Genomic DNA, 18,289 nt, shown 5'->3' with positions numbered 1-18,289 from the left:
GCAGGTCTCTCAGAAATTTATGGGGGATGGCTGCTGCATCGTGGGCGCCACCCGCCCGGTTCACTGCTCCATGCCAGCCATGGCGGCAAAAGGTGGAGGCTCAGTTGCTTACAAGGATTAAAGCGATTGCTTAGCTAGCAGCTCGGCGGAGGTAGCGATTACGTGCCCGGCCCGGGCCGCAGGTATATCCCGCCCGGCCAAAGCATCAATCAAGCAGCTGGAAACAAGTTCTAAGGCTGATACCAGCTCGGCAGTATTCGCGGCCGAACTACGGCCGATATCCCAGAACCTCTGGGCCCAGTGCTCTGCTGGTGGTGGGCAATGGTCTTGCGCGCCAAAGGCCATGGTTCCGGCTATCGAGTCGCACAGGTCGCGCTTGTAGGCGTTGTTGCCGTCGATGCTGAGGCCCGCACGGCGCAGGGTGCTCACCACCTCGTTGAGATCGATGCCTTGATCCTTGAACACGATGTCGAGCGTGGGTTTTCCAGGCTCGTAAACCACCAGAGCAAGCTTGGCGCCGGGCCACAGGTGTTCGCTAATGCTGGCCAGCGCGTCGTTAGCGACTTTGTGAAATCGTTCTGTTGCGGACATGGGAATTCCTCGCCAGCAGTAAACCTGCAGGCTGATATATGGTGGAATGAATTAGCTGAAGAGGTCGGGGCCGGGCTTCTTTGCGCGACGTAGCTGGATGTTGTGTTTGCGGAAGAAGTCGCGACGCGCTTTCAGCCAAGCTTTGTAAGGCCAGCCGCTGCGCTCGCTGAAGGGGTAGCTGTCGTCGATTACCTTGCCGATATCGCGGCCGGTTTCAGCCTGTTCGCGAACTTTGCTCATGTGTAACCAAGCAGATTCGTACCAAGTGAGGGTGCTTATGGCTGCACCTCTCGGTTATGGCCTTTGGCGCGAGCAACGTAGGAGCCGGTCGTGTAGCGGATGGTGATGGTAGTGCTCATATCAAACTCCAAACGAGGCCGACAACACTCAAGATCGTCAGTACGGCGCCCATCCATAAGAGCGGCTTGGCCGCGTCTTCCAGCTTTTGTTCGGGTGGTTCGTATTTCACCGAATGCGCTCCCATATCTCATTGTTTTGAAGGTTGGCCCGACTTACCTGGATGCAGCGGCGATCGATGCCTTCGAGTTCGCAGTAGCCAGCGATTTCCATGATCACGACGTACCGCTTTCTGGTTATTAGGTTGAGATAGCGCTCTTCAGGAGGTGTAGGCTCTGATTTATTTGACACAGGGAATCCTCACTGGCTGGCGTGATTCATTGATGTGGTCATTTCTTTGGATAGGTTTTTGTCAGCGCGCCATTGACCGTATGGCCGCGCATCAGCACGACATTGGCCAGCTTCTCTCGGTCTTTCGCACTGTGGCTGGCTTGGATGAGTAGCCCAAAGTAACTGTTGGCCGTTTCGCGAAGATCCTCGACCGGGACTACAGCGGTACGCTTCAGCGCTTGAGCCAGCGACCGCTTCCGAGTTGTGCGCCGCCACGGCTTGATGACATGGCCAACGAAGTCGACGCCGCGATCTACCGGCTGCAGAATGGTCTTGGTCGGGTTGAGTTTAGCGCCGAGGCTTGGCAGGAATGCATTGACCTGAGCCAACCATTCGTTGAGCTGTTTCGGTGACTCATGCAGGAACACGAAGTCATCGACGTAGCGGATGTAATGCTTGGCGCCGAGCTGGTGCTTGGCGAATTGATCCAGTGCGTCCAAATACACGTTGGCGAAGAACTGCGACGACAGGTTGCCGATCGGCAAGCCGAGGTGCGCAGGTTGGGCAGTGAGCCGCTTGTGCTGCGGTACCCGATTGAACAGATGGGCAGGACTGCGGATCTCGTAGTCCTCTCGCGGATCGTGCATCAGGATCTGCTCGGCGAGGGCGAGCCACCACCGCTCATGGATCTTACGGGCCAACTGCTGGCGCAGAACCTCTTTGTCGATGGCCACGAAGAAGTTGGCCAGGTCGCACTTCAGGTAGAAAATCGGCTTCGACCAGTTCTGGCTGGCACTGCGGATCTTCGCCTCGAGGCGCTTCCCCGCGTACAAGGTGCCGCGCCCTGGTATGCAGGCGCAACTGTCCGCTATGAAGCTGGCGTAGAAGCGCGGGGCCACATGGTTGTACAGCAGGTGGTGGACGATGCGGTCCCGAAATGCAGCGGCCCAAACCTCTCGGGCTTTCGGTCGGGTGACCACGAAGCAGATGGATCGGCCTGGCCGGTAAGTGTCGGTGACCAGGTCGTCGTGAAGCTGTATCAGGTTCCGTTCCAGGTTCATTTCGAAAGCTAGCGCGCTGGCGCTGTTGCGCTTGGAGCGCCGGCAGTCGTAATAAGCCTGGACCAGATCGCTGAACAGGTGGGGTGCAACGTTCGAATCTGCGGACGGGGCGGACGCGGAGCTCGTTGTTCTTGTCGTTGTTGTTCTGATTGCCATCTTCGAAATTCATGATGAATGCGTTATTGGCTGAGCGCTGCGACCTATCGTGCTATCTACGTCGCCAAGCCGAAGGCATAGCCGATCAGCAAGGAAACTGCGCGAGACCTGCACGGACGCTTTAGACCGTCGGTATCTCTGATGCGCATGGCGGTAGCTGTATGGCTAGCGGCACGACCAGATTAAAATCGCACAGACAAGAGGGCCTTGGCCTTCAAGTAACGGGCGCGGTTGCGGAGTGACGTTTCCAGGCATTCGCCTGCTTTCCAATTGAGGCTGTCAGCTCAATGGATTTTGCGTACTGCGGAATACTGATAAAGCGCTTTTCTTTGAAAAGCCTCAGCAGAAACTCGATCACCTGGACGCGCTCTACCAAGGCGACAAGGTGGGACTGCTTGTCCCAGGTTGCGTTTGCTCGAGCAATCAACACCATGATCTCGATGCATTCATCCCTGACCTTTGCGCCGAGACCGGCTTTGAAGTCACGAGGAATATTTCGAGTCAGGTCGGTGGCGAGGCTGAGCAAATCAAAAGCGACTTTGTGGATAGCGAGATCCGTGTGCATTGCCATGCGGCTGAAGCTCCAAAAAAGCAACCGGTCGCAAGCGACCGGATTAAATAAGCGAATTAATCAATAAGCAAAATGCTGCGGACGGGGCGGACGCGGAGCTCGCCGTACTTGGCGTTGCTGCCCTGAATGCCATCTTCGAAATCCATGATGAACGCGCTATTGGCTGAGCGCTGCGTAGATGACCAGTACCATTCCTCTTGGAAGGCCTCAGGCTGGCCTTCGCCGAAAGCTTCGACCGTGGTCTTGGCTGGCAGCTCATCTGTGTATGGCTCACCGATGGGGAGGCTACTAGCGTTAACGCCATCAAGACCATCCGCCCAGTTTTCACAGTCGGTTGGCTTGAGGTGGCGGTACTGCAGCTCCTGTACGTCTCGAGCAGGGATCGCCCAGTCGGTAAAGCCGCCGATGCTCAGTGCCAGAACCTGCTGCGCCAGCTCACTACCAGTGGCAGCCATTGCTTCGGTGTTGGCGCGGCTGTCGGTGAAGCTGTCGGCGCCTTCGATTTGCTCGCCATACTTGCCCCAGATGCCGGTGAGTTCGTGCGCGGCGCCAGCGGTGATATTCAGGCAGCGCTTACCGGTGTCCTGGTCGACCGTGATGCCACTGAAAAATCCACCGCCAAACGCTTGACCGATTTCAGGGATGGCTATTGCCGATGCTGCTTGTTCTGCTGCGGACATGTGGTTTTCCTTTTTTTAGGCGATAAAAAAGACGCTTATGCGTCTTGGATCAAAAGCAATTAATGAAGGATTAAATGAACAATCTGCGGACGGGGCGGACGCGGAGCTCGTCGTCCTTGGCGACGATGTCCTGATCGCCATCTCCGAAAACCACGATGAAAGCGTTATTGGCTGAGCGCTGCGTGCTTGACCAATGCCAGCCTTTGCTGAAGAGCTCAGGAACATTTGCCTCGGCAATTTGCAGCTCGCGTCGAGACGGCAAGTAGTAGTCACTGTGACCATCGCAGATGAAATTACGGCAAGCCTCTGCGGCAGGGTGGCTATGTTCGCTAGCAAGTAATGCGTTGGTGTTTGCAAGACCATCCGATGCGCAATCGGCGCCAACAATCTTCTCTCTGTGGTCGCCGTACTTCAGTTCGCCGAGGTCGTCACCTGTTGGTACGATCAGGTAGTAATCACGACCACCATTAATACCTCGCACCAAGCTTGCATTCACTCCGCCTTCGCCGTGCCAATAAGCGCCAAGAGGAGGCGCGTCTATTGTTGATCCTAATGTGGCCATACTAATTGCGCGCACATTGGCGCCTGGCTGGCAGGGTTCAGATGCGAAGTAGTTCACGGTCAGGTTTTTAATATGCAATGGCGATGGTTTCATTGAATTTTCTCGTAGGTTTCGTTTGCCCATTACGGGCCTTCAGTCAGGGTTTCCGACGTTGGAGTGCCAGGTTTTATTTCGGATCGAAAGCGCCAAGAGACAGCGCAGCAGCGGCACCAATCTTCTGTTGCAGCACGGTCTTGAACTCCTGCGCGATGTCTTCACGCTGAACCTCTTCCCCGACCCAGCGCAGTTTCAGAACCGGTTGCGCGCCGCTGGTAATGACCGATATGCGCAGCGTGATTTGCTGCTCGGTTAGGCCCTCGAACGGAATCACGCGGAATTGAAGGGCGGTTGGCAGCGTTTCTTTGCTGCGCGCCTCGATCTGATCCATGGCGCTGCGGCTGGCGCTCGTGTCGCCCACTGTTGTTTCCGATTCGCTGGTGGCCTTGATGGTTATTGTGCGTACCGCGGCGATGGCCTTGGCCACCGGGATTGAATTACCTTCGTCGTCGACCGGCGTCAGGAGTTGGTGCCAATCTTCGATCCAGTCGCTCAAGTCCTTCTGGCTCATACCGCGCCCGCCAATTGCCTGTGCGGCGGTATAGCCAGCGGTTGCCTTCAGTTTCAGGATTGCGCGGTCGTCAGCATGTCCGGGTTCGCCGGGGGTGCCAAGATTGAAGAGCATCATGCAGCTCATTTCATCCTGGTTGATGAAGCCCCGGGCGTTTGCCTCGGCGCGATCCACCACGTAGGCGCTGAAGTCGGCCAGTGAGTGCGTGGAAAAGATGCCACGGAAGCGGGAGCGGTGGCTTTGGTACTTTTCCAGATTTACCACTTCGGTACCGCTAGGGAGTACCACGGTAGGAGTGTCGGTTTGAAGCTGCTTCCCAATCGCCTCGAGGGCCGTATCGGTGATGTGTTGGATTGCTTCTTTGGTCAATGACATGTGTCAATTCCTTCGTTGGCGAACGCTTAAGTGCGAGGGGTGATAGGCGCTTCGTCGCGTGTAAAGAGCTGGTCATGCCGCTCCGCGAAGAGGCTGATTTTTCCGCCGGTACCGACATGCATCGGTGTGTCCAGGCTCGTGTTCTCGCTGCGGGTGCCGCGCTTGGTCGGAACCTTGTAGTCGAGTTTGTGTTTGATCTTCACCTGGTGGGATTCGCCGATCTGGCTGAAGTCCAGGGTGATAACAAGCTTTCCGGCTTTGCCATGATCCACAACGCCCGCGGCAACCTCGGAAAGGGCGTGGCCAATCTGGCTGGCAAAGGCGCCACCGTTCAGCTCTTCGAGGAACTCGGCGGTATCGGTTGGGTTGGGCATGGATGTTTCTCCGGGATGGCCATCAGGCCGCTGGGTGGTAGGTTGAATTGCGATTGGCGAATGCGCTGGCGCGCCTGGCGGTTGATACGCCTCACGATGGTCTTAAGAGGCGCTGCGCCTTTTCTTCAAACTGGATAGCGATATCGACTGCCGATTCGTAGGACCAGCGAAATGCTTGGGTCTTGCCGGTGACCAGATCCACGATGTGGTAAGCCTTGCCGACGGTTTTTACCTGGAAGCGCACAGACTTCTCGGGTGTTGGTAAGTCGGCAAGCCGGGCGAACGTGTCACGAGCCGCTTGGGTGCGAATCATCAAGGCGCTGAGAACCTCCCGGCGCTGTTGCATCAGTGGGTGCATGGCTGATCCCTCGGTGGTGGGTTGCGTATTCAGGTGTTTAAAGCGGATGCATGGGTCGTCACCATGGCTGGAAGAAACTTCCGAGAAGTCAGCCGGGCAAGGTGACGCTTGAAAGTGAGGAGGGTGCATCGGTGAGCTCTGAAGCGATGGCGTACAAACCATCCAACGAAACCACCGTTGTACTTCAGAGCTCGCCGATGCACTCTCGAAAAGAGAGGATCGGGCAGTTAACGACAGGCTGTCGTGGCGCTGGTTGATTAGGTCGTGGTAGCAAGTTGCTTGATGATGCCTCTTGTCTGGTCACTGAATACGCCAAGACCGATAAGTTCGTCTCGACCCAACAAGTAGTTTGCGTTTTTATTCAGATTCTCGGCTATGAAAGTTAACTCTTGAATCATGCGCTCGGCAGTTTTTTGTACTGAATTTGAAAAGTCAGTTGGTTCTTGTTCCGTGGTTCTTGAGCGGAAATCACTAAGCCCTTTATGTATTTTTGCGATTTGCTTCAATAGAAGTTCGTGTACTTGTGCGCCGGGAAGGGTGATCTTGATACCTACGATAGTTGGAGTGAAGGTTTTAATTTCACCGAAGATTTGACTGTTGTCGTTTTGATTCATATTAGTTTCCCTAATTAATTTCCCTTTGCCTCCGTCACCAGATGCAAAGGGTGAAATAGCCATGTGATAAATCATGTTACGAATTCGCGAAGCAGGGGAATGGTGCCCGGATATTTAGCCACGCCGGGCCGTGGTAGCCTCTCAGGTTCCACAACAATCGAGGCAATATCGAATGACTACAGATGCACAAGCAAAACCAGAAAATCTGGCAGGACGACTCAGTGCAACGCCTTCACGGAAGGGGCTTTAATATGAGGGTTACTCTCTATCGCAACAGACAGCGTGACAAGGTTCTGATTGTTAAATACGGCACAAACGTTAAGAATCTTTCAATTGAAGATCCTTCATTTGCAAGAGGCCTTATATTTGTGCGTGATATCGACATTGAAACAGATAAGTTGCCTGTATATTTAAAGAAGGATGAGGTTTATTTGGCGATAGAGGCTAATGGTTTTCATGTCGTCAGAGACGAGTATGAAATTATAGAGAGGTCAGAGTCGTAACGAATGCAAAGCGAAGCTTGCGAATAGCTTCGTCCGATAATTTGCTTAAATCGATATAGATAGGGCAGCCTACCCATAGATCCTGTTGTACCTCGATGGTCAGCTCTGAAATAAAAATAACAACAGGGCGATCATCGAGATATGTTTGGGTGGTCTTTGTGTAGCCCTTTAGCGCCCAGTCAAGCGCAAAGGCGATCCGCTGAAATACTTCTTCTCTGGGGGCATGCTGGGGTTTTCATAACCGCAGCGTCAGGCTTGACCCACAGCTCTTCCCCATCATCATTCACTATTCGAATTTCCATCACGCACCTCGTTCCTGGTTGATTTCCCGTCTAGCCCTGTTGCCAAGGCCAGCCAGTGAAATATTCCATCAGGCAAGGGCTAGCGTGTAGCCATCGGCGCCAAAGTGCTTGGTCAGCGCTGCATGTACAGCTTCCAATGAGTAAGCAATTCCGCTGACTTTGTGGCCGTTATAGATGTACATTCCGTCTTTCAATTCATAGGTGCATTTCATAAGGAGATTCCATGGTTTTGGAAATCGAGCCACGTTATGGCGTGAAGGTTTATGTTGGGGAGGGAGGGCACATTTGCATCATGCAGGAGACCGGTGTTACCGAAGATCAGGTAATCATTCTCCACATCGAGGAAGCCGAGCAGCTGATTCCGATGATCCAGGCAGTGGTCAAGCAGGCAAAAGAATCAAACGAGAAATCTGCTGAAAACGAGTGATAGGCTCTCTCCAAGAAGCCCTTCATGATGTTTCTTGGAGAGCATCCAACCTCTTGCGAGGGGTCGGGCACGTCGGGCTGACATGGCGCTGGTTGTTCTGTTACACCGGCGTACAGTGACCGATAGCGACACAGCCCGAGACGCCCTTGATCCACACGATCGCCGTGTGTCCACCCAGCATCTGGGCTTGTGTCATCGTAGTGGTCCGCTTCGGCCTGGCGTCTCGATGGAAGCGGTAATCGACTTCGGCGCCGACGGCGTGCGAGGCGTTCCAGGCCTGAACTGCTGCAGCCTCCCGCAGCGGGTCTCGTTGTTTTCGCATTGGCATTGATTGTTCTCCGGTTGCTTTCCCAATGCACCCGGTCGCCCAGGTGTATCAGTGAAATCAGTCGTGGTATCCAGGCTTGTCGCCGAGATGCTTTTTGCTTTCAGCTGTCATCGCCTCTGCGAGATCGAATGCGGCTACAGCAACCTCATGCGCAGGTCTTGGGGCGGATCCAGACAGCAGGCCTATCATTGCTGCAATTGCGATCCCTTCTCGGTTTTCGTGTTCAGCGCGAGTCATGGTGTTGCTCCGTTTGGTTGATTTCCCGCACACCCCTCGAGAGAAGGGTGTGAAGTGAAATGTTCCGTATTGCTTAGCAAACCTTGCGTGCCGAATGACCGGTCACGGAAGCAGGCTGTGTAGCAGTGTTGTTCCCCTGGCCTCAGCCGGGGTCTGTCTTCTGGTTTTTAAAGAGCGGTGGGTTGCCCCATATCGCGGCGGTGTATAGCTGCGATGCGGCAAAATATAACCATGAGCATTATTTTGGTCAATAACAAAAAACATATTCCTAAAAATATTTGCAAGGTGGCTATTTGATATCTCTAAAAATACTAAGCGGTATGTCGTCTTTGAGACGGGGAGGATGCTGGTAGCGCGGTGCCAGTCGAAAAAAGATCAAAAAAAACCCCGTCCATGGACGGGGCTGATCGCTCTGAATTTTTACTCAGGAATGTAAGTGCCTATGACCACGCCAAGAATGGTCATTCTTGGCTCCATTTCATAGGTCGGAATTTGAGGGTTCGCCGCCTTCAAATATTGGCGACCACCACTGAAAACCAAAATCTTGAATTCAGCCTCTTTAGACTCGGGGAGCGCTACGATGACTCGGGAGCCATTAGTGGCTTCTCTGCCGGGATCAATATAAAGCCGGCTTCCGACGGGATATGACTTCTCTCCGGGGTATGGAGATGTCATCTCATCAGATTGAACTATAAGGCAAAAACCACCTTCAGGACGAGGCGGTCCAGGTACCCATTCGGTTGGGATTAGGTGCTTGAGTTCGGATACTTCCATGGTTCCCCCTACCATTTTCCAAGTGAGCATAGGCCACTTTCCAGACATGGTATCTGAGGACGTTGGAATTAACGGGGAGGTTTTCGAAAACTCAAGCATCTCCCCCAGGCCTTCCAAAAGCCACATGGGGTCAACGCCACAAACAAAAGCGATTTTCGTGATGTAGGTGCTGCCCTTTGCTCGACCGCTTTCCAGGCGAGAGATGATGGGTTGTTCGATGCCGGCCCTAGTGGCGAGCTCTTTTTGAGTAAGGCTGGCGTGAAGGCGAGCTTGCTTCAGTCGTTGTGCGAGATTCATAGGGATCAAATTTATAACACTGAACATAGGGTTGCAAATGCGCACAGACATGCCAATAATATAACAAATAGCATTTTATTGGTGCGGTGAAGCCCTTGAAAACAGAACATGTTCATGACCTTGTGGAGGTGAAGCTGACGCCAGTACAGGAAGCTGTTCGGCGACTCATCAAATTTTTTGATGGGCAAAAATCCGCTGCAACAGCCCTTGGTGTTACGCAGCCAGTCATCTCTCGATGGTTGGCCGGAAAGCATTTTGTTGGCGTTGCGACCGCTTTCAAAATAGAAGCGGCAACTGGGGGGGCGATTAGAGCGTGGGAGCTTTGCCCCGGGTTGCCAAAGCCGGAGCTCGAAACCGCATCCAATAATCCTGTCGGCACTGAGGCGCTAAGCCATGCGAGCTGATCCAGTGGTGTTCATTCTGAACGCAGCAGCCCGGTAGGGAAACTAGGCCATGACAACCTCTGTACTAGAGACCCGCCGCCAGGTGATGGCCGCTGTGTCGAATGCCTTCCCGGGTGGTATGGATTGCGCAGCAGCTCGCCTTGGCATCAAACCGAAACGACTCGACAACCAGGTCTACGAGACTGTCGGGTGCAAGCCTCTTAGCGACTCGCAAATCCACGCCCTCGAATCCGAAACCGGTACTACGCACCTCCCTGACTACATCTGCGCGATGTACGGCGGGATTTTCGTGCGCCTGCCTGATGTTGAGGACCTAGACAACGTCGATCTGCACCACCGCTCGCTGAACACGATGGCGAAGCGGGGGATGGTCGACCAGATGATCGTCCAGGCACTGAAGAACGGCGAGATCGACCAATCCGAAGCGCAAGAAATTCTCGCCCTGCACGCCAAGCACATGGCGGCACGGCATGAAGAAGTGAAGGCCGTAATCGAACTGCATCGGGCGAAGTGAGGTTATCAATCTTGCTGACAGCCCTCGAATTTATCGGAGAAACATCATGAGCAAAGCAAAGAAAAAACTGGGTAAGGCGCAGATTCGAATTGCGAGCGAGGTGCTTGCAGATGCGCTTAGAGACAGCCTCTTCATGGAAGACAAAAAGCGACTGAAGGCCTCGGCGAAAGCTGCTGCCGAAGCCCTCATTGCGGGTCTGCAGGTTATTTCGAAAGCGTCTCGTAATAAGCAGTGAGTGCTTTGTGCGTGGCGATCATTGCGGAGGCCGCATTTTCTCCACCATTCGAGGTTAAGAGAGCCCCGCTTGGAGTAAACGCACCTGCTTGAACGAGCAGGGCGAGGATTTCCTGAGCGGCGATTTTTGGTTCGTCGATTGGGTTTGTAAGTTTTTCAGTCATGTCCGGCCTCCTTGGGCCTTTTCGTTTGGAAGCAATAAGTTACCACGGAAGCGCCGGATACCTTTTTTGGCTTTCACACGCTGCAAAGCTTTCGAGTTTTGTGGGGAGGGGGAGCTTATTGCCGGGCAATCGTGAATTGCCCTGAGTGAGTGGTATGGCAAATTTTCAGATCAGCGACGCGGAGTGGTCTGTCCTGGCAGAAGAGCCGGCAGACGTGTTTAAACTCTATTGCGTGATACGTCGGCATATGGATTACTCTACCGGCGTCGCGGGCAGCCACAAGCGTCGTTTCAGTGAGCAGGGGTTCAAGGAAGCTCTGTACATTGCCCCCTTGCGCGGGCGGAAAAAGTCGGGATCACCAACCCGGCAAAAGGTTCGTTCTCTGATTGCTCGCCTGATCAAGATCGGCGCGCTCTTACTTGTTGGTCCGCTCGTTTTCCAGCTGCCGTACGCCGATCGGGATGGTACGTCCAAACCATCAGCAACCAACCTGCAACCAAAACTACAACCAATCCAGCAGACCGATAAATTCAGCCTGCAAGCCACGGATTACACGGCGTACAGCCAAAGCAAAAAGCACTCAGAAAACACCTCACAAAAAACGGCGTGCTCGAACAGCAACCTACCTCCGCTTTCCGTTTTACCTATTTCTATTTCTTCTGCTGAAACTCCGGTGATTCAGGTTTTCTCAATGGCGTCGGCGTGGCTGCCTGATCCTGTGAGCTGGCCTGATGTGCTCGCGGTCAATGGCCTGAAAACGGCGGACTTCACCGGTCGACGGTTGAAGTCGTTTCGGTCCTACTGGCTTACCCGGAAGGGTAAGCAGCAATCCCAAGCCCAATGGGAGCACGAGTTCGCCCAGCACCTGCTACGAAACGTCGATCATGAAAAAGCTAAGCAGGCCAGACAGGCTAGGCAGGGCGATCAGCTGCAACTTCGCCTGCCGCGCAAAGTCACCATGGGCCTCGTGTCGAGAAAACCAAATCATGCCAGCGGTGGGCACGACATGAGTGAGATTGCCGCCGAGGCCATTGCCCAGGGCGAAGCTAAAGCCGCCGAAGTTCGAGACGCCCAGGGTGTATCGGGGGATCGCGAGACGCTCCGGGAGCAGCTGCGTGCCCAACTCAAGATCCGGAGAAGCTCATGACCGAACTTGAAGAGGCCATGCTCATCAGGGCGGGAATTCCTCCGCTAGAAAAAGCATTCGGCGAAGTACTCAGATACGCCAGTCCGAACTGGACAGGTAAGGCAAAGCGGTGGTCATGCGACGTGGTTTTCCATGCTGCTTTCGAGGCGAAGTTTCTCAAGCAGAAAAACGCTTCCCAGGAGCAGCTGGCATTGCTGTTCGAGGAGAAGTTCTACGAGGCATGCCAGATCTTTGCTCGTGGAGGGCGTTTGCATCAGCGCCCGAAATACCAGTGTAAGCCCACCGAATTGGGCCGGCGGTCGCTGCAAGAGATTCGAGCAAAAGTCACTGTCCGATCCTCTCCCGCGGTACCGAGCAAACCGACGGCACCATGCAAAATCCAATGGACCCAAAAGCTCAACAGCAAAAGCGAGTTGATCAGTGATGAGTGGGTCAGTGACAGCGGGTACAGCCTGACAATCCTGCGTGAGCCTTCGGTGCGCTATGCCATCACCCGACCGGGCGAGTCGGTGCCATTTGCCTGCACGGATGATCGACGTGACGTAGGGGCGCTGATCATCGCTGACATGCAGGGCGATGGGCGGGATGAGGCGGGGCGCTCGCAGCCGCACGTAAACAACAATCATGAGGGTTCCAAATGATGATTTTGCTTGATCCGCACACCGGCCAGGCAGTGGCTCCGTCCGCAATAAGCTCAATGCGATTCAGTGAGTCGTGCGGTAACCGTTACCTGGAGATCATGATGAAAAACGGTAGCTTGCTGCACGTACAGCACCAGGATGGTGATGGAGATTCAGTCAATATCTACCAGCTGCACAAGCAGCTTCTGGAGGCCGCATGAGCATCTCAAATCGAACCACCGAGGACATGTTGGAGCACTGGGGGCGTTGGGTGGTTTTGGGCTCAGGCGTCTCGTGTTGTGCGTCGCGGGAAAACGATCTGCCTACACCAATGATCACCGATGATGATGCTCTCGTGATGGATGGTCTGGTTGGGCGGTTGCGTAGTCGTTACGCTGAGTGTGGAGAGGTGATCATCAAGTACTACACGTCGAGAGATACCGACCTGAGTACCGTTGGTGAAAGACTGGGGTTTGGGCGCTCCAAGACCCGCGATCTTTGGAAGTCAGGCATCGCGTGGATAGATGGCGCTCTCGATCTGCGTAGACGACGCGCTTGACAGGATCGATCCGGATCTATAGATTTTTCGTTACTTTGAGGTTTTTGCGTTTGCAGCAACACACTCTGAAAAAGCCCGGCCACCGCGTCGGGCTTTTTGCTTTCTACGGCCTCGCCATTGTGCGGGGCTTTTTTGTTCTTGGCGTTTGGCAATAGCAAGCCCTTTCCAACAGCTCAATCCTGAGGTTTAGATAATGGCCTTCACCGAATACGATGCCGTCACTGCAGACCATGCCGCGGACCTAGTCGCCAAGATGGCTGTGTTAATTGCAGATGGTTGGCAACCCTACGGCAGCCCTGTCTCCATCACTGAGGGGTTTCAGGTTCTACAGGTTGTCGTGAAAGGTACAGCAAGTGGAGCCGGCGGGGGCAGTGTCGACTCGGACGGCATTACGGATGCGTCTGATGTCGGAAAGGCTGTGCTGGTGAGTGTCGACCAGGCGGCTGCCCGTGCGGCTACAGGGAGTGGCACTTCCAGTTTTTCTGGTAGCTATGCCGACCTGACCAATAAACCAACCATTCCGGCAGCGGCTGCAGTAGGTGATGCGGCGATGCTCCTTGCTGGCACCGACACTGTGACCCGCACATGGTCGGCCAAGCTGATCCATGACGAGGTTGTTCGACAGATCGCCGCGATCCCGTGACAGCCATGATTAACCGTTGCTGGCAGGGCGCGACACCCTCTGTTTCTCACGCAAACTTGTCGGGGGCGCGCACGCTGCCGGGGACCCTGCCAAAAACCGAGGGACACGGGACAGGGAACCCGCTGGACTTTGTTAGCGAATGGCATGGCAGCTTACTGAAATTTCAATCCATTGAAATTGTAATGAATTCATTGAAAAGTCGTTGAAAGGAGGGCGCATGACAGAGCCACTCTACCTGTCTAAAAGCGCCTTCGCGGCTCGGATTGGTCGGACGCCCAGTTACATCACCTGGTTGAAAAATAATGAGCGCCTCGTCATGGCGCCAAACGGAAAGTTCGTCGATGTCTTCTTGACCGAAGCACTCATTCGAGAGACCGCCGACCCTAGCAAGGCTGCCGTCTCAGCTCGACATGAACAGGGGCGAGTTGATCGAGATGTGCGCAGTCAGCTTTCCCCTCATGTTGAAACAGCCCCCCTTGAACCTGTGGAGTCGAACTCAGTCGGTGCGCCTCGAGGACTTCCAGATTTTCAGAGGGCTAAGGCCCATCGTGAGTTCTATCTTGGGCAGTTGGCCGAGGCGGAGTTTCACAAGGTGCAGGGTAGCTTGGTCGATAAGGACGCAGTCGACCGTGCGGCGTTTACTGCCGGGCGCACAGTGAGGGATCTTTTCATGGGCATGCCGCCGCAACTAGCTCCTGAGTTGGCGTCAATGACTGACCCTTGGGAAATCGAAAAATATCTTGCGAACGCGTTTCGTCGATCCTTCACGGATGCCGAGCGAATATCCGTCGCAGATCTTGAGCATGCTGTAACTAACGCGAGATGAATCTATGCCCACTGGATACGCAGACGGCGGGGAGGTATACCGCGAAGCGTATTTTCGGGGGCTAAAACCTGACCCGGATTTATGGGTAGATGAATGGGCCGATGAGTACATGTTGATCCCGCGTGACGCGGGTGCTGCAGAGCCTGGCAAATACCGAACTGCGCGGACACCATATGCCCGAGAGCCGATGCGCTGCCTTTCACCTAGTCATCCTTGCAAGCGTGTGGTGACGATGGTGGCTTCGCAGTTGATGAAAACTCAGATCGCCTTGAACTGGATTGGCGCCTTGATCCACATGTCGCCGTCGAACATTCTCACCTTGCTGCCTAGTCTGGGGTTGGCCAAGCGGGTGTCGTCGCGGATCGGTAAGACCATTAAGGCCGTCCCGGTTTTGCGGGAACGCGTCGCTGCTAGTCGTTCTCGGGATGCGCGCAACACCATGGACACCAAGGAGTTTGAGGGCGGTTCGTTGTACGTCACAACTGCCGGTTCTGCGGCGAACCTTTCGGAGCTTTCGGCGCGCTTCATTTACGGTGATGAAGTCGATCGCTGGGAGTTAGATGTTGGAGATGAGGGCGACCCCATCGAGTTGGCGGAAACCCGTGGCAGTACGTTCGGGCGCAATGCAAAGTTCTACTTTTCCAGTTCGCCGACGATCAAGGGGGCCTCAAGGATCGCAGATCTGTTCGAGTCTAGTGACCAGCGTTATTTCTATGTGCCTTGCCCATCTTGCGGTCACATGCAAACTCTTGAATGGGAATTCCTGCACTACTCGGCGGACTATCAGGTGGTGCACTATCAGTGTGCTGGGCCGGATTGTGATGTGCTAATCGAGGAGCACCACAAGGGCGAGATGTTGGCGCACGGAGAATGGCGAGCTCATGCCAAGGGTGATGGCGAGACGGTTGGCTTTAACCTCAATGCGCTGTACGCACCGCTAGGTTGGACAGGCTGGGCATCGTTGGCCAAGCAGTTTGATAAGGCTAAAAAGGCTCAAGCCAAAGGCGACCTTGAGCCGATGCAGGTGTTCTACAACACCCGTCTGGCAAAAGTTTGGGACGCGGCGCAAGAGCAGACCAAGGCCGATACCCTGCGGGCTCGGGCGCGTCTGGAGGATTATGGGCTCGGGTCGATGTCGGCAGCGGTCCTGATGATCACCGGCGCCGTCGACGTTCAAGCCAACCGCCTGGAGTTCATGGCCATGGGCTGGGGCGTCGGCATGGAACGCTGGGTGATTGATTACCAGATTGTCGCCGGTGATCCTGCCGACGATCGCACCTGGGCTGCGCTGGATGAATTGCTCAAGGTCAAATATCGCCACCCGTGTGGCGTCGGTCTGGGTATTCTCGCCGTGGCCGTCGACTCCGGTGGTCACCACACCGACGAGGTCTATCAGTTTTGCCGCGTCCGCCGCTGGCGAAACGTGTTCGCCATCAAGGGTGCGAGCAAACCTGGTCGACCGGTGATTGCCCAGCGCCCATCGATGGTGGATGTGACGTGGAAAGGCCAGACCGAACGCAACGGTGCCGAGCTGTGGTTTGTCGGTACCGACACGGCGAAGGACTGGATCTACAACCGCTACCCATTCGAAACGGGACCGGGTGCGCTGCATTTTGCCAACGATCTGCCGGATGACTTCTTCGACCAATGCGTCGCGGAACGCAAGGTGGCGCGTTACGTGCGCGGCCACAAGCGTATCGAGTGGGTCAAGGGTAAGGCCGAACGCAACGAAGCGCTCGACCTGATGGTGTATTGCCTGGCGATGGCGCATTACCTGGGCATCAATCGCTACAAGGAACACGACTGGCAGCGAATTCGTCAGGCGTTGGCGCAGTCGGGATTGTTTGACGATGCAGTGGTCACCAAGCCCGTGCAGGCCGAACGCGTCAGTAATGCCGATCCAGTAACGCCAGACGCTGTACCAGAACCCGCTCCTGTCCCAGCTCCGCAATCCGCCACGCCGGCTGTGATTTCCGCACCGGCAGCCTCACCACTTCAACGCCGTGTGGCGCCCAGTGGCTACCTGAAGAGACGTTGATATGGCCTTTACCCAAAAGCAACTCGATGCTATCGAGGCGGCGATTGCGCGCGGTGAAAAAATCGTGAAGTACACCGACCGCACTGTGGAATACCGCGACGTAGATGAATTGCTGCGGGCACGCGACGAGATTCGAACCGGCTTGGCTACGGCAGCCGGTCCACGCTCGCGGGTGTCACGGCTTTACCATGGAGGCAAGGGACTGTAATGGCGCTTACTTACCCTGCGCTGAGTAGCAGAGGATTCTTGCTGCCGACCAACATCAACGCCATCAAGGCCAGCTTTGAAGGCGCGGCGGATGGGCGCCGGTCGGCAAGCTGGGATGCGCCGGACAGCGACATCAATAGCCTGGTGACGCCGGCGCTGCGCAATTTGCGTGCACGCTCCCGGGCGGCAGTGCGCAACGACCCATATGCCTTTAATGCGATCGACAAGCGTGTCAGTAACCTGATCGGTACCGGCATCACCCCCAGACCGAAAACGCTGGACGATAAACTACGGCATCTGCTGCAGGACCTTTGGCAGGACTGGGTTGATGAATCGGACGCCGATGGTCTGACCGATTTTTACGGTCAGCAGGCGTTGATTGCTCGGACAGTCGAAACTTCCGGCGAGTGCTTTGTTCGCTTACGGCCACGCAGTCTGAATGACGGTCTCTCGGTGCCCTTGCAGTTGCAGATCCTGGCGCCGGAGTTTGTGCCGCACGACAAGTTTGAGATGGCCAAAAATGGCAACACCATCCGCGCCGGGATCGAGTTCACCCCGGACAGTCGGCGAGTTGCCTATTGGATGTACCGCACGCATCCGCGCGCGCCTTCCTCGCTAAGTGGCGGTTACAACCAACTGGTGAGGGTGCCGGCAGATCAGGTGCTACACATCTTTGAGCCGATCGAACCAGGACAACTGCGCGGCGTGCCCCGGCTGTCGCCGGTGCTGAAACGCCTGCGCAGTCTGGATAATTACGACGATGCGGTGTTGTTCCGACAGGAGGTGGCCAACCTGTTTGCCGGTTTCATCAAGCGGCCACCGATCGACCAAGGTCCGGTGCCGCGCGACCCCATCACGGGGGCGCCGCTCGAGTTGTCGAAAGACGGCTTCACGCCGATGGTTGCGCTTGAGCCGGGCACCATGCAGGAGTTGTTGCCCGGTGAAGAAGTGGAGTTCTCCAAGCCACCGGATGCTGGGAACAACTATCCCGACTTCATGCGACAGCAATTGATGGCTGCGGCAGCGGGTGCAGGGATGCCATACGAAATCCTAACGGGTGACATGCGCGACGTGAATGATCGCGCGCTGCGGGTGGTGCTGAACGAATTTCGGCGCCGACTAGAGCAGCTGCAATTTGGCGTCTATGTGCATCAACTCTGCCGCCCGGTGCGAGCCGCGTGGATGGACATGGCAGTGTTGTCCGGGGCTTTGACACTGGACGATTACGCACAGCGGCGGCGTGAATATTTGCGTACCCGTTGGGTGCCACAAGGCTGGGCCTACATCCATCCGGTGCAGGACGTGCAATCGCGCATGCTGGAAGTCAACGCTGGATTCGCCTCGCGTAGTGAGATGGTGTTGCGCACCGGCTATGACTCCGAAACGGTGGATGAAGAAAATGCTGCCGATGCCGCCCGGGCCCGTGAAAAAGGTCTCAACTACAGCACGCTCGTCGAGGTGGTCGAACCGCCCGATGAAAAGGAGTAAC

The 18,289-nt window shown here is 55.4% G+C and carries 29 protein-coding genes; 14 read left to right on the top strand and 15 right to left on the bottom strand.

Translation table 11 applies throughout. The features are described 5' to 3' along the window. Nucleotides 1-117 precede the first annotated feature (117 nt). From NL116_RS17245 to NL116_RS17200, 10 genes are all read right to left on the bottom strand, one after another. Nucleotides 118-591 carry a hypothetical protein gene (locus NL116_RS17245; protein ID WP_494373240.1) on the bottom strand — a complete coding sequence of 158 codons (474 nt, stop codon included), beginning with the start codon at nt 589-591 and terminating at the stop codon, nt 118-120. Between the two features lie 51 nt (nt 592-642). Continuing rightward, nucleotides 643-831: a hypothetical protein gene (locus tag NL116_RS17240; RefSeq protein ID WP_494373239.1), complete on the bottom strand. Its 189-nt coding sequence runs from the start codon at nt 829-831 to the stop codon at nt 643-645. Nucleotides 832-1,277: 446 nt separating this feature from the next. Next, on the bottom strand, nt 1,278-2,435 hold the full coding sequence (locus NL116_RS17235; protein ID WP_494373238.1) for an RNA-directed DNA polymerase: 1,158 nt from the start codon (nt 2,433-2,435) through the stop codon (nt 1,278-1,280). A 214-nt stretch (nt 2,436-2,649) separates the two neighbouring features. Further along, nucleotides 2,650-3,006, bottom strand: a complete 357-nt coding sequence (locus NL116_RS17230; RefSeq protein WP_494373237.1) for a four helix bundle protein — start codon at nt 3,004-3,006, stop codon at nt 2,650-2,652. 56 nt (nt 3,007-3,062) lie between these two features. After that, nucleotides 3,063-3,686 (bottom strand): Lcl C-terminal domain-containing protein, encoded by a 624-nt coding sequence (locus tag NL116_RS17225; protein ID WP_494373236.1) that lies wholly within the window; start codon nt 3,684-3,686, stop codon nt 3,063-3,065. A 70-nt stretch (nt 3,687-3,756) separates the two neighbouring features. Next, nucleotides 3,757-4,341, bottom strand: coding sequence for an Lcl C-terminal domain-containing protein (locus NL116_RS17220; protein WP_494373235.1), 585 nt, complete (start codon nt 4,339-4,341; stop codon nt 3,757-3,759). Between the two features lie 73 nt (nt 4,342-4,414). Then, nucleotides 4,415-5,230: a YfdQ family protein gene (locus tag NL116_RS17215; RefSeq protein WP_494373234.1), complete on the bottom strand. Its 816-nt coding sequence runs from the start codon at nt 5,228-5,230 to the stop codon at nt 4,415-4,417. Nucleotides 5,231-5,256: 26 nt separating this feature from the next. Then, nucleotides 5,257-5,604 carry a YfdP family phage-associated protein gene (locus NL116_RS17210; protein WP_494373233.1) on the bottom strand — a complete coding sequence of 116 codons (348 nt, stop codon included), beginning with the start codon at nt 5,602-5,604 and terminating at the stop codon, nt 5,257-5,259. A gap of 91 nt (nt 5,605-5,695) precedes the next feature. Next, on the bottom strand, nt 5,696-5,962 hold the full coding sequence (locus NL116_RS17205) for a hypothetical protein (RefSeq protein ID WP_494373232.1): 267 nt from the start codon (nt 5,960-5,962) through the stop codon (nt 5,696-5,698). 257 nt (nt 5,963-6,219) lie between these two features. After that, nucleotides 6,220-6,639 carry a hypothetical protein gene (locus NL116_RS17200; RefSeq protein ID WP_494373231.1) on the bottom strand — a complete coding sequence of 140 codons (420 nt, stop codon included), beginning with the start codon at nt 6,637-6,639 and terminating at the stop codon, nt 6,220-6,222. Nucleotides 6,640-6,758: 119 nt separating this feature from the next. On the opposite strand from NL116_RS17200, the gene NL116_RS17195 reads away from it, so the two are divergent. Then, nucleotides 6,759-7,079, top strand: coding sequence for a hypothetical protein (locus NL116_RS17195; protein WP_494373230.1), 321 nt, complete (start codon nt 6,759-6,761; stop codon nt 7,077-7,079). A 370-nt stretch (nt 7,080-7,449) separates the two neighbouring features. Here NL116_RS17195 and NL116_RS17190 read toward each other — a convergent pair whose 3' ends face one another. Then, nucleotides 7,450-7,593 (bottom strand): hypothetical protein, encoded by a 144-nt coding sequence (locus NL116_RS17190; protein ID WP_494373229.1) that lies wholly within the window; start codon nt 7,591-7,593, stop codon nt 7,450-7,452. 11 nt (nt 7,594-7,604) lie between these two features. Here NL116_RS17190 and NL116_RS17185 point away from each other — a divergent pair, with 11 nt between their 5' ends. Further along, nucleotides 7,605-7,808, top strand: coding sequence for a hypothetical protein (locus NL116_RS17185; protein ID WP_494373228.1), 204 nt, complete (start codon nt 7,605-7,607; stop codon nt 7,806-7,808). A 100-nt stretch (nt 7,809-7,908) separates the two neighbouring features. On the opposite strand, the gene NL116_RS17180 is transcribed toward NL116_RS17185, so the two are convergent. The 3 genes from NL116_RS17180 to NL116_RS17170 all read right to left on the bottom strand — a co-directional run bounded on the left by NL116_RS17180 (nt 7,909) and on the right by NL116_RS17170 (nt 9,444). Then, nucleotides 7,909-8,130: a hypothetical protein gene (locus tag NL116_RS17180; protein WP_494373227.1), complete on the bottom strand. Its 222-nt coding sequence runs from the start codon at nt 8,128-8,130 to the stop codon at nt 7,909-7,911. A gap of 63 nt (nt 8,131-8,193) precedes the next feature. Continuing rightward, nucleotides 8,194-8,373 carry a hypothetical protein gene (locus NL116_RS17175; RefSeq protein WP_494373226.1) on the bottom strand — a complete coding sequence of 60 codons (180 nt, stop codon included), beginning with the start codon at nt 8,371-8,373 and terminating at the stop codon, nt 8,194-8,196. Nucleotides 8,374-8,793: 420 nt separating this feature from the next. Further along, the gene (locus NL116_RS17170; RefSeq protein ID WP_494373225.1) at nt 8,794-9,444 is read right to left on the bottom strand and encodes a helix-turn-helix domain-containing protein; all 651 of its coding nucleotides are present in this window, start codon (nt 9,442-9,444) and stop codon (nt 8,794-8,796) included. A 95-nt stretch (nt 9,445-9,539) separates the two neighbouring features. On the opposite strand from NL116_RS17170, the gene NL116_RS17165 reads away from it, so the two are divergent. The 3 genes from NL116_RS17165 to NL116_RS17155 are packed head-to-tail and all read left to right on the top strand — an operon-like array spanning nt 9,540 to nt 10,597. Next, complete coding sequence (locus NL116_RS17165) at nt 9,540-9,848, top strand: transcriptional regulator (protein WP_494373224.1); 309 nt, start codon at nt 9,540-9,542, stop codon at nt 9,846-9,848. A 49-nt stretch (nt 9,849-9,897) separates the two neighbouring features. Further along, on the top strand, nt 9,898-10,362 hold the full coding sequence (locus tag NL116_RS17160; RefSeq protein ID WP_494373223.1) for a YmfL family putative regulatory protein: 465 nt from the start codon (nt 9,898-9,900) through the stop codon (nt 10,360-10,362). A gap of 46 nt (nt 10,363-10,408) precedes the next feature. Further along, on the top strand, nt 10,409-10,597 hold the full coding sequence (locus NL116_RS17155; RefSeq protein ID WP_494373222.1) for a hypothetical protein: 189 nt from the start codon (nt 10,409-10,411) through the stop codon (nt 10,595-10,597). Here the strand turns inward: NL116_RS17155 and NL116_RS17150 are convergent. Continuing rightward, the gene (locus NL116_RS17150) at nt 10,566-10,760 is read right to left on the bottom strand and encodes a hypothetical protein (protein WP_494373221.1); all 195 of its coding nucleotides are present in this window, start codon (nt 10,758-10,760) and stop codon (nt 10,566-10,568) included. The two genes, NL116_RS17155 and NL116_RS17150, sit on opposite strands and share 32 nt — an antisense overlap. Before the next feature lie 154 nt (nt 10,761-10,914). Between NL116_RS17150 and NL116_RS17145 the strand changes: the two genes are divergently transcribed. The 9 genes from NL116_RS17145 to NL116_RS17105 all read left to right on the top strand — a co-directional run bounded on the left by NL116_RS17145 (nt 10,915) and on the right by NL116_RS17105 (nt 18,288). Beyond that, nucleotides 10,915-11,907 carry a DnaT-like ssDNA-binding domain-containing protein gene (locus tag NL116_RS17145; protein ID WP_494373220.1) on the top strand — a complete coding sequence of 331 codons (993 nt, stop codon included), beginning with the start codon at nt 10,915-10,917 and terminating at the stop codon, nt 11,905-11,907. Then, entirely contained in the window at nt 11,904-12,548 is a 645-nt protein-coding gene (locus tag NL116_RS17140; protein WP_494373219.1) for a hypothetical protein, read from the top strand. The genes NL116_RS17145 and NL116_RS17140 overlap by 4 nt, the downstream gene beginning before the upstream one ends. Beyond that, nucleotides 12,545-12,748, top strand: coding sequence for a hypothetical protein (locus tag NL116_RS17135; protein ID WP_494373218.1), 204 nt, complete (start codon nt 12,545-12,547; stop codon nt 12,746-12,748). The genes NL116_RS17140 and NL116_RS17135 overlap by 4 nt, the downstream gene beginning before the upstream one ends. Beyond that, on the top strand, nt 12,745-13,086 hold the full coding sequence (locus tag NL116_RS17130) for an antiterminator Q family protein (RefSeq protein ID WP_494373217.1): 342 nt from the start codon (nt 12,745-12,747) through the stop codon (nt 13,084-13,086). The genes NL116_RS17135 and NL116_RS17130 overlap by 4 nt, the downstream gene beginning before the upstream one ends. 193 nt (nt 13,087-13,279) lie before the next feature. Continuing rightward, nucleotides 13,280-13,729 carry a DUF1737 domain-containing protein gene (locus tag NL116_RS17125; protein ID WP_494373216.1) on the top strand — a complete coding sequence of 150 codons (450 nt, stop codon included), beginning with the start codon at nt 13,280-13,282 and terminating at the stop codon, nt 13,727-13,729. Between the two features lie 217 nt (nt 13,730-13,946). Next, nucleotides 13,947-14,555 carry a terminase small subunit gene (locus NL116_RS17120; RefSeq protein ID WP_494373215.1) on the top strand — a complete coding sequence of 203 codons (609 nt, stop codon included), beginning with the start codon at nt 13,947-13,949 and terminating at the stop codon, nt 14,553-14,555. Between the two features lie 4 nt (nt 14,556-14,559). Continuing rightward, the gene (locus NL116_RS17115) at nt 14,560-16,593 is read left to right on the top strand and encodes a phage terminase large subunit family protein (protein WP_494373214.1); all 2,034 of its coding nucleotides are present in this window, start codon (nt 14,560-14,562) and stop codon (nt 16,591-16,593) included. Between the two features lies 1 nt (nt 16,594). Continuing rightward, on the top strand, nt 16,595-16,801 hold the full coding sequence (locus NL116_RS17110) for a phage head-tail joining protein (protein WP_494373213.1): 207 nt from the start codon (nt 16,595-16,597) through the stop codon (nt 16,799-16,801). Further along, nucleotides 16,801-18,288 (top strand): phage portal protein, encoded by a 1,488-nt coding sequence (locus tag NL116_RS17105; RefSeq protein WP_494373212.1) that lies wholly within the window; start codon nt 16,801-16,803, stop codon nt 18,286-18,288. Before NL116_RS17110 ends, NL116_RS17105 begins: the two co-directional genes overlap by 1 nt. The last annotated feature ends 1 nt before the right edge of the window (nt 18,289 follow it).

This window comes from Pseudomonas sp. FBCC-B1667, from assembly GCF_059133255.1.
Note: the sequence above shows the minus strand (reverse complement) of the source record. Positions and strands in the feature narration are given on the sequence as shown.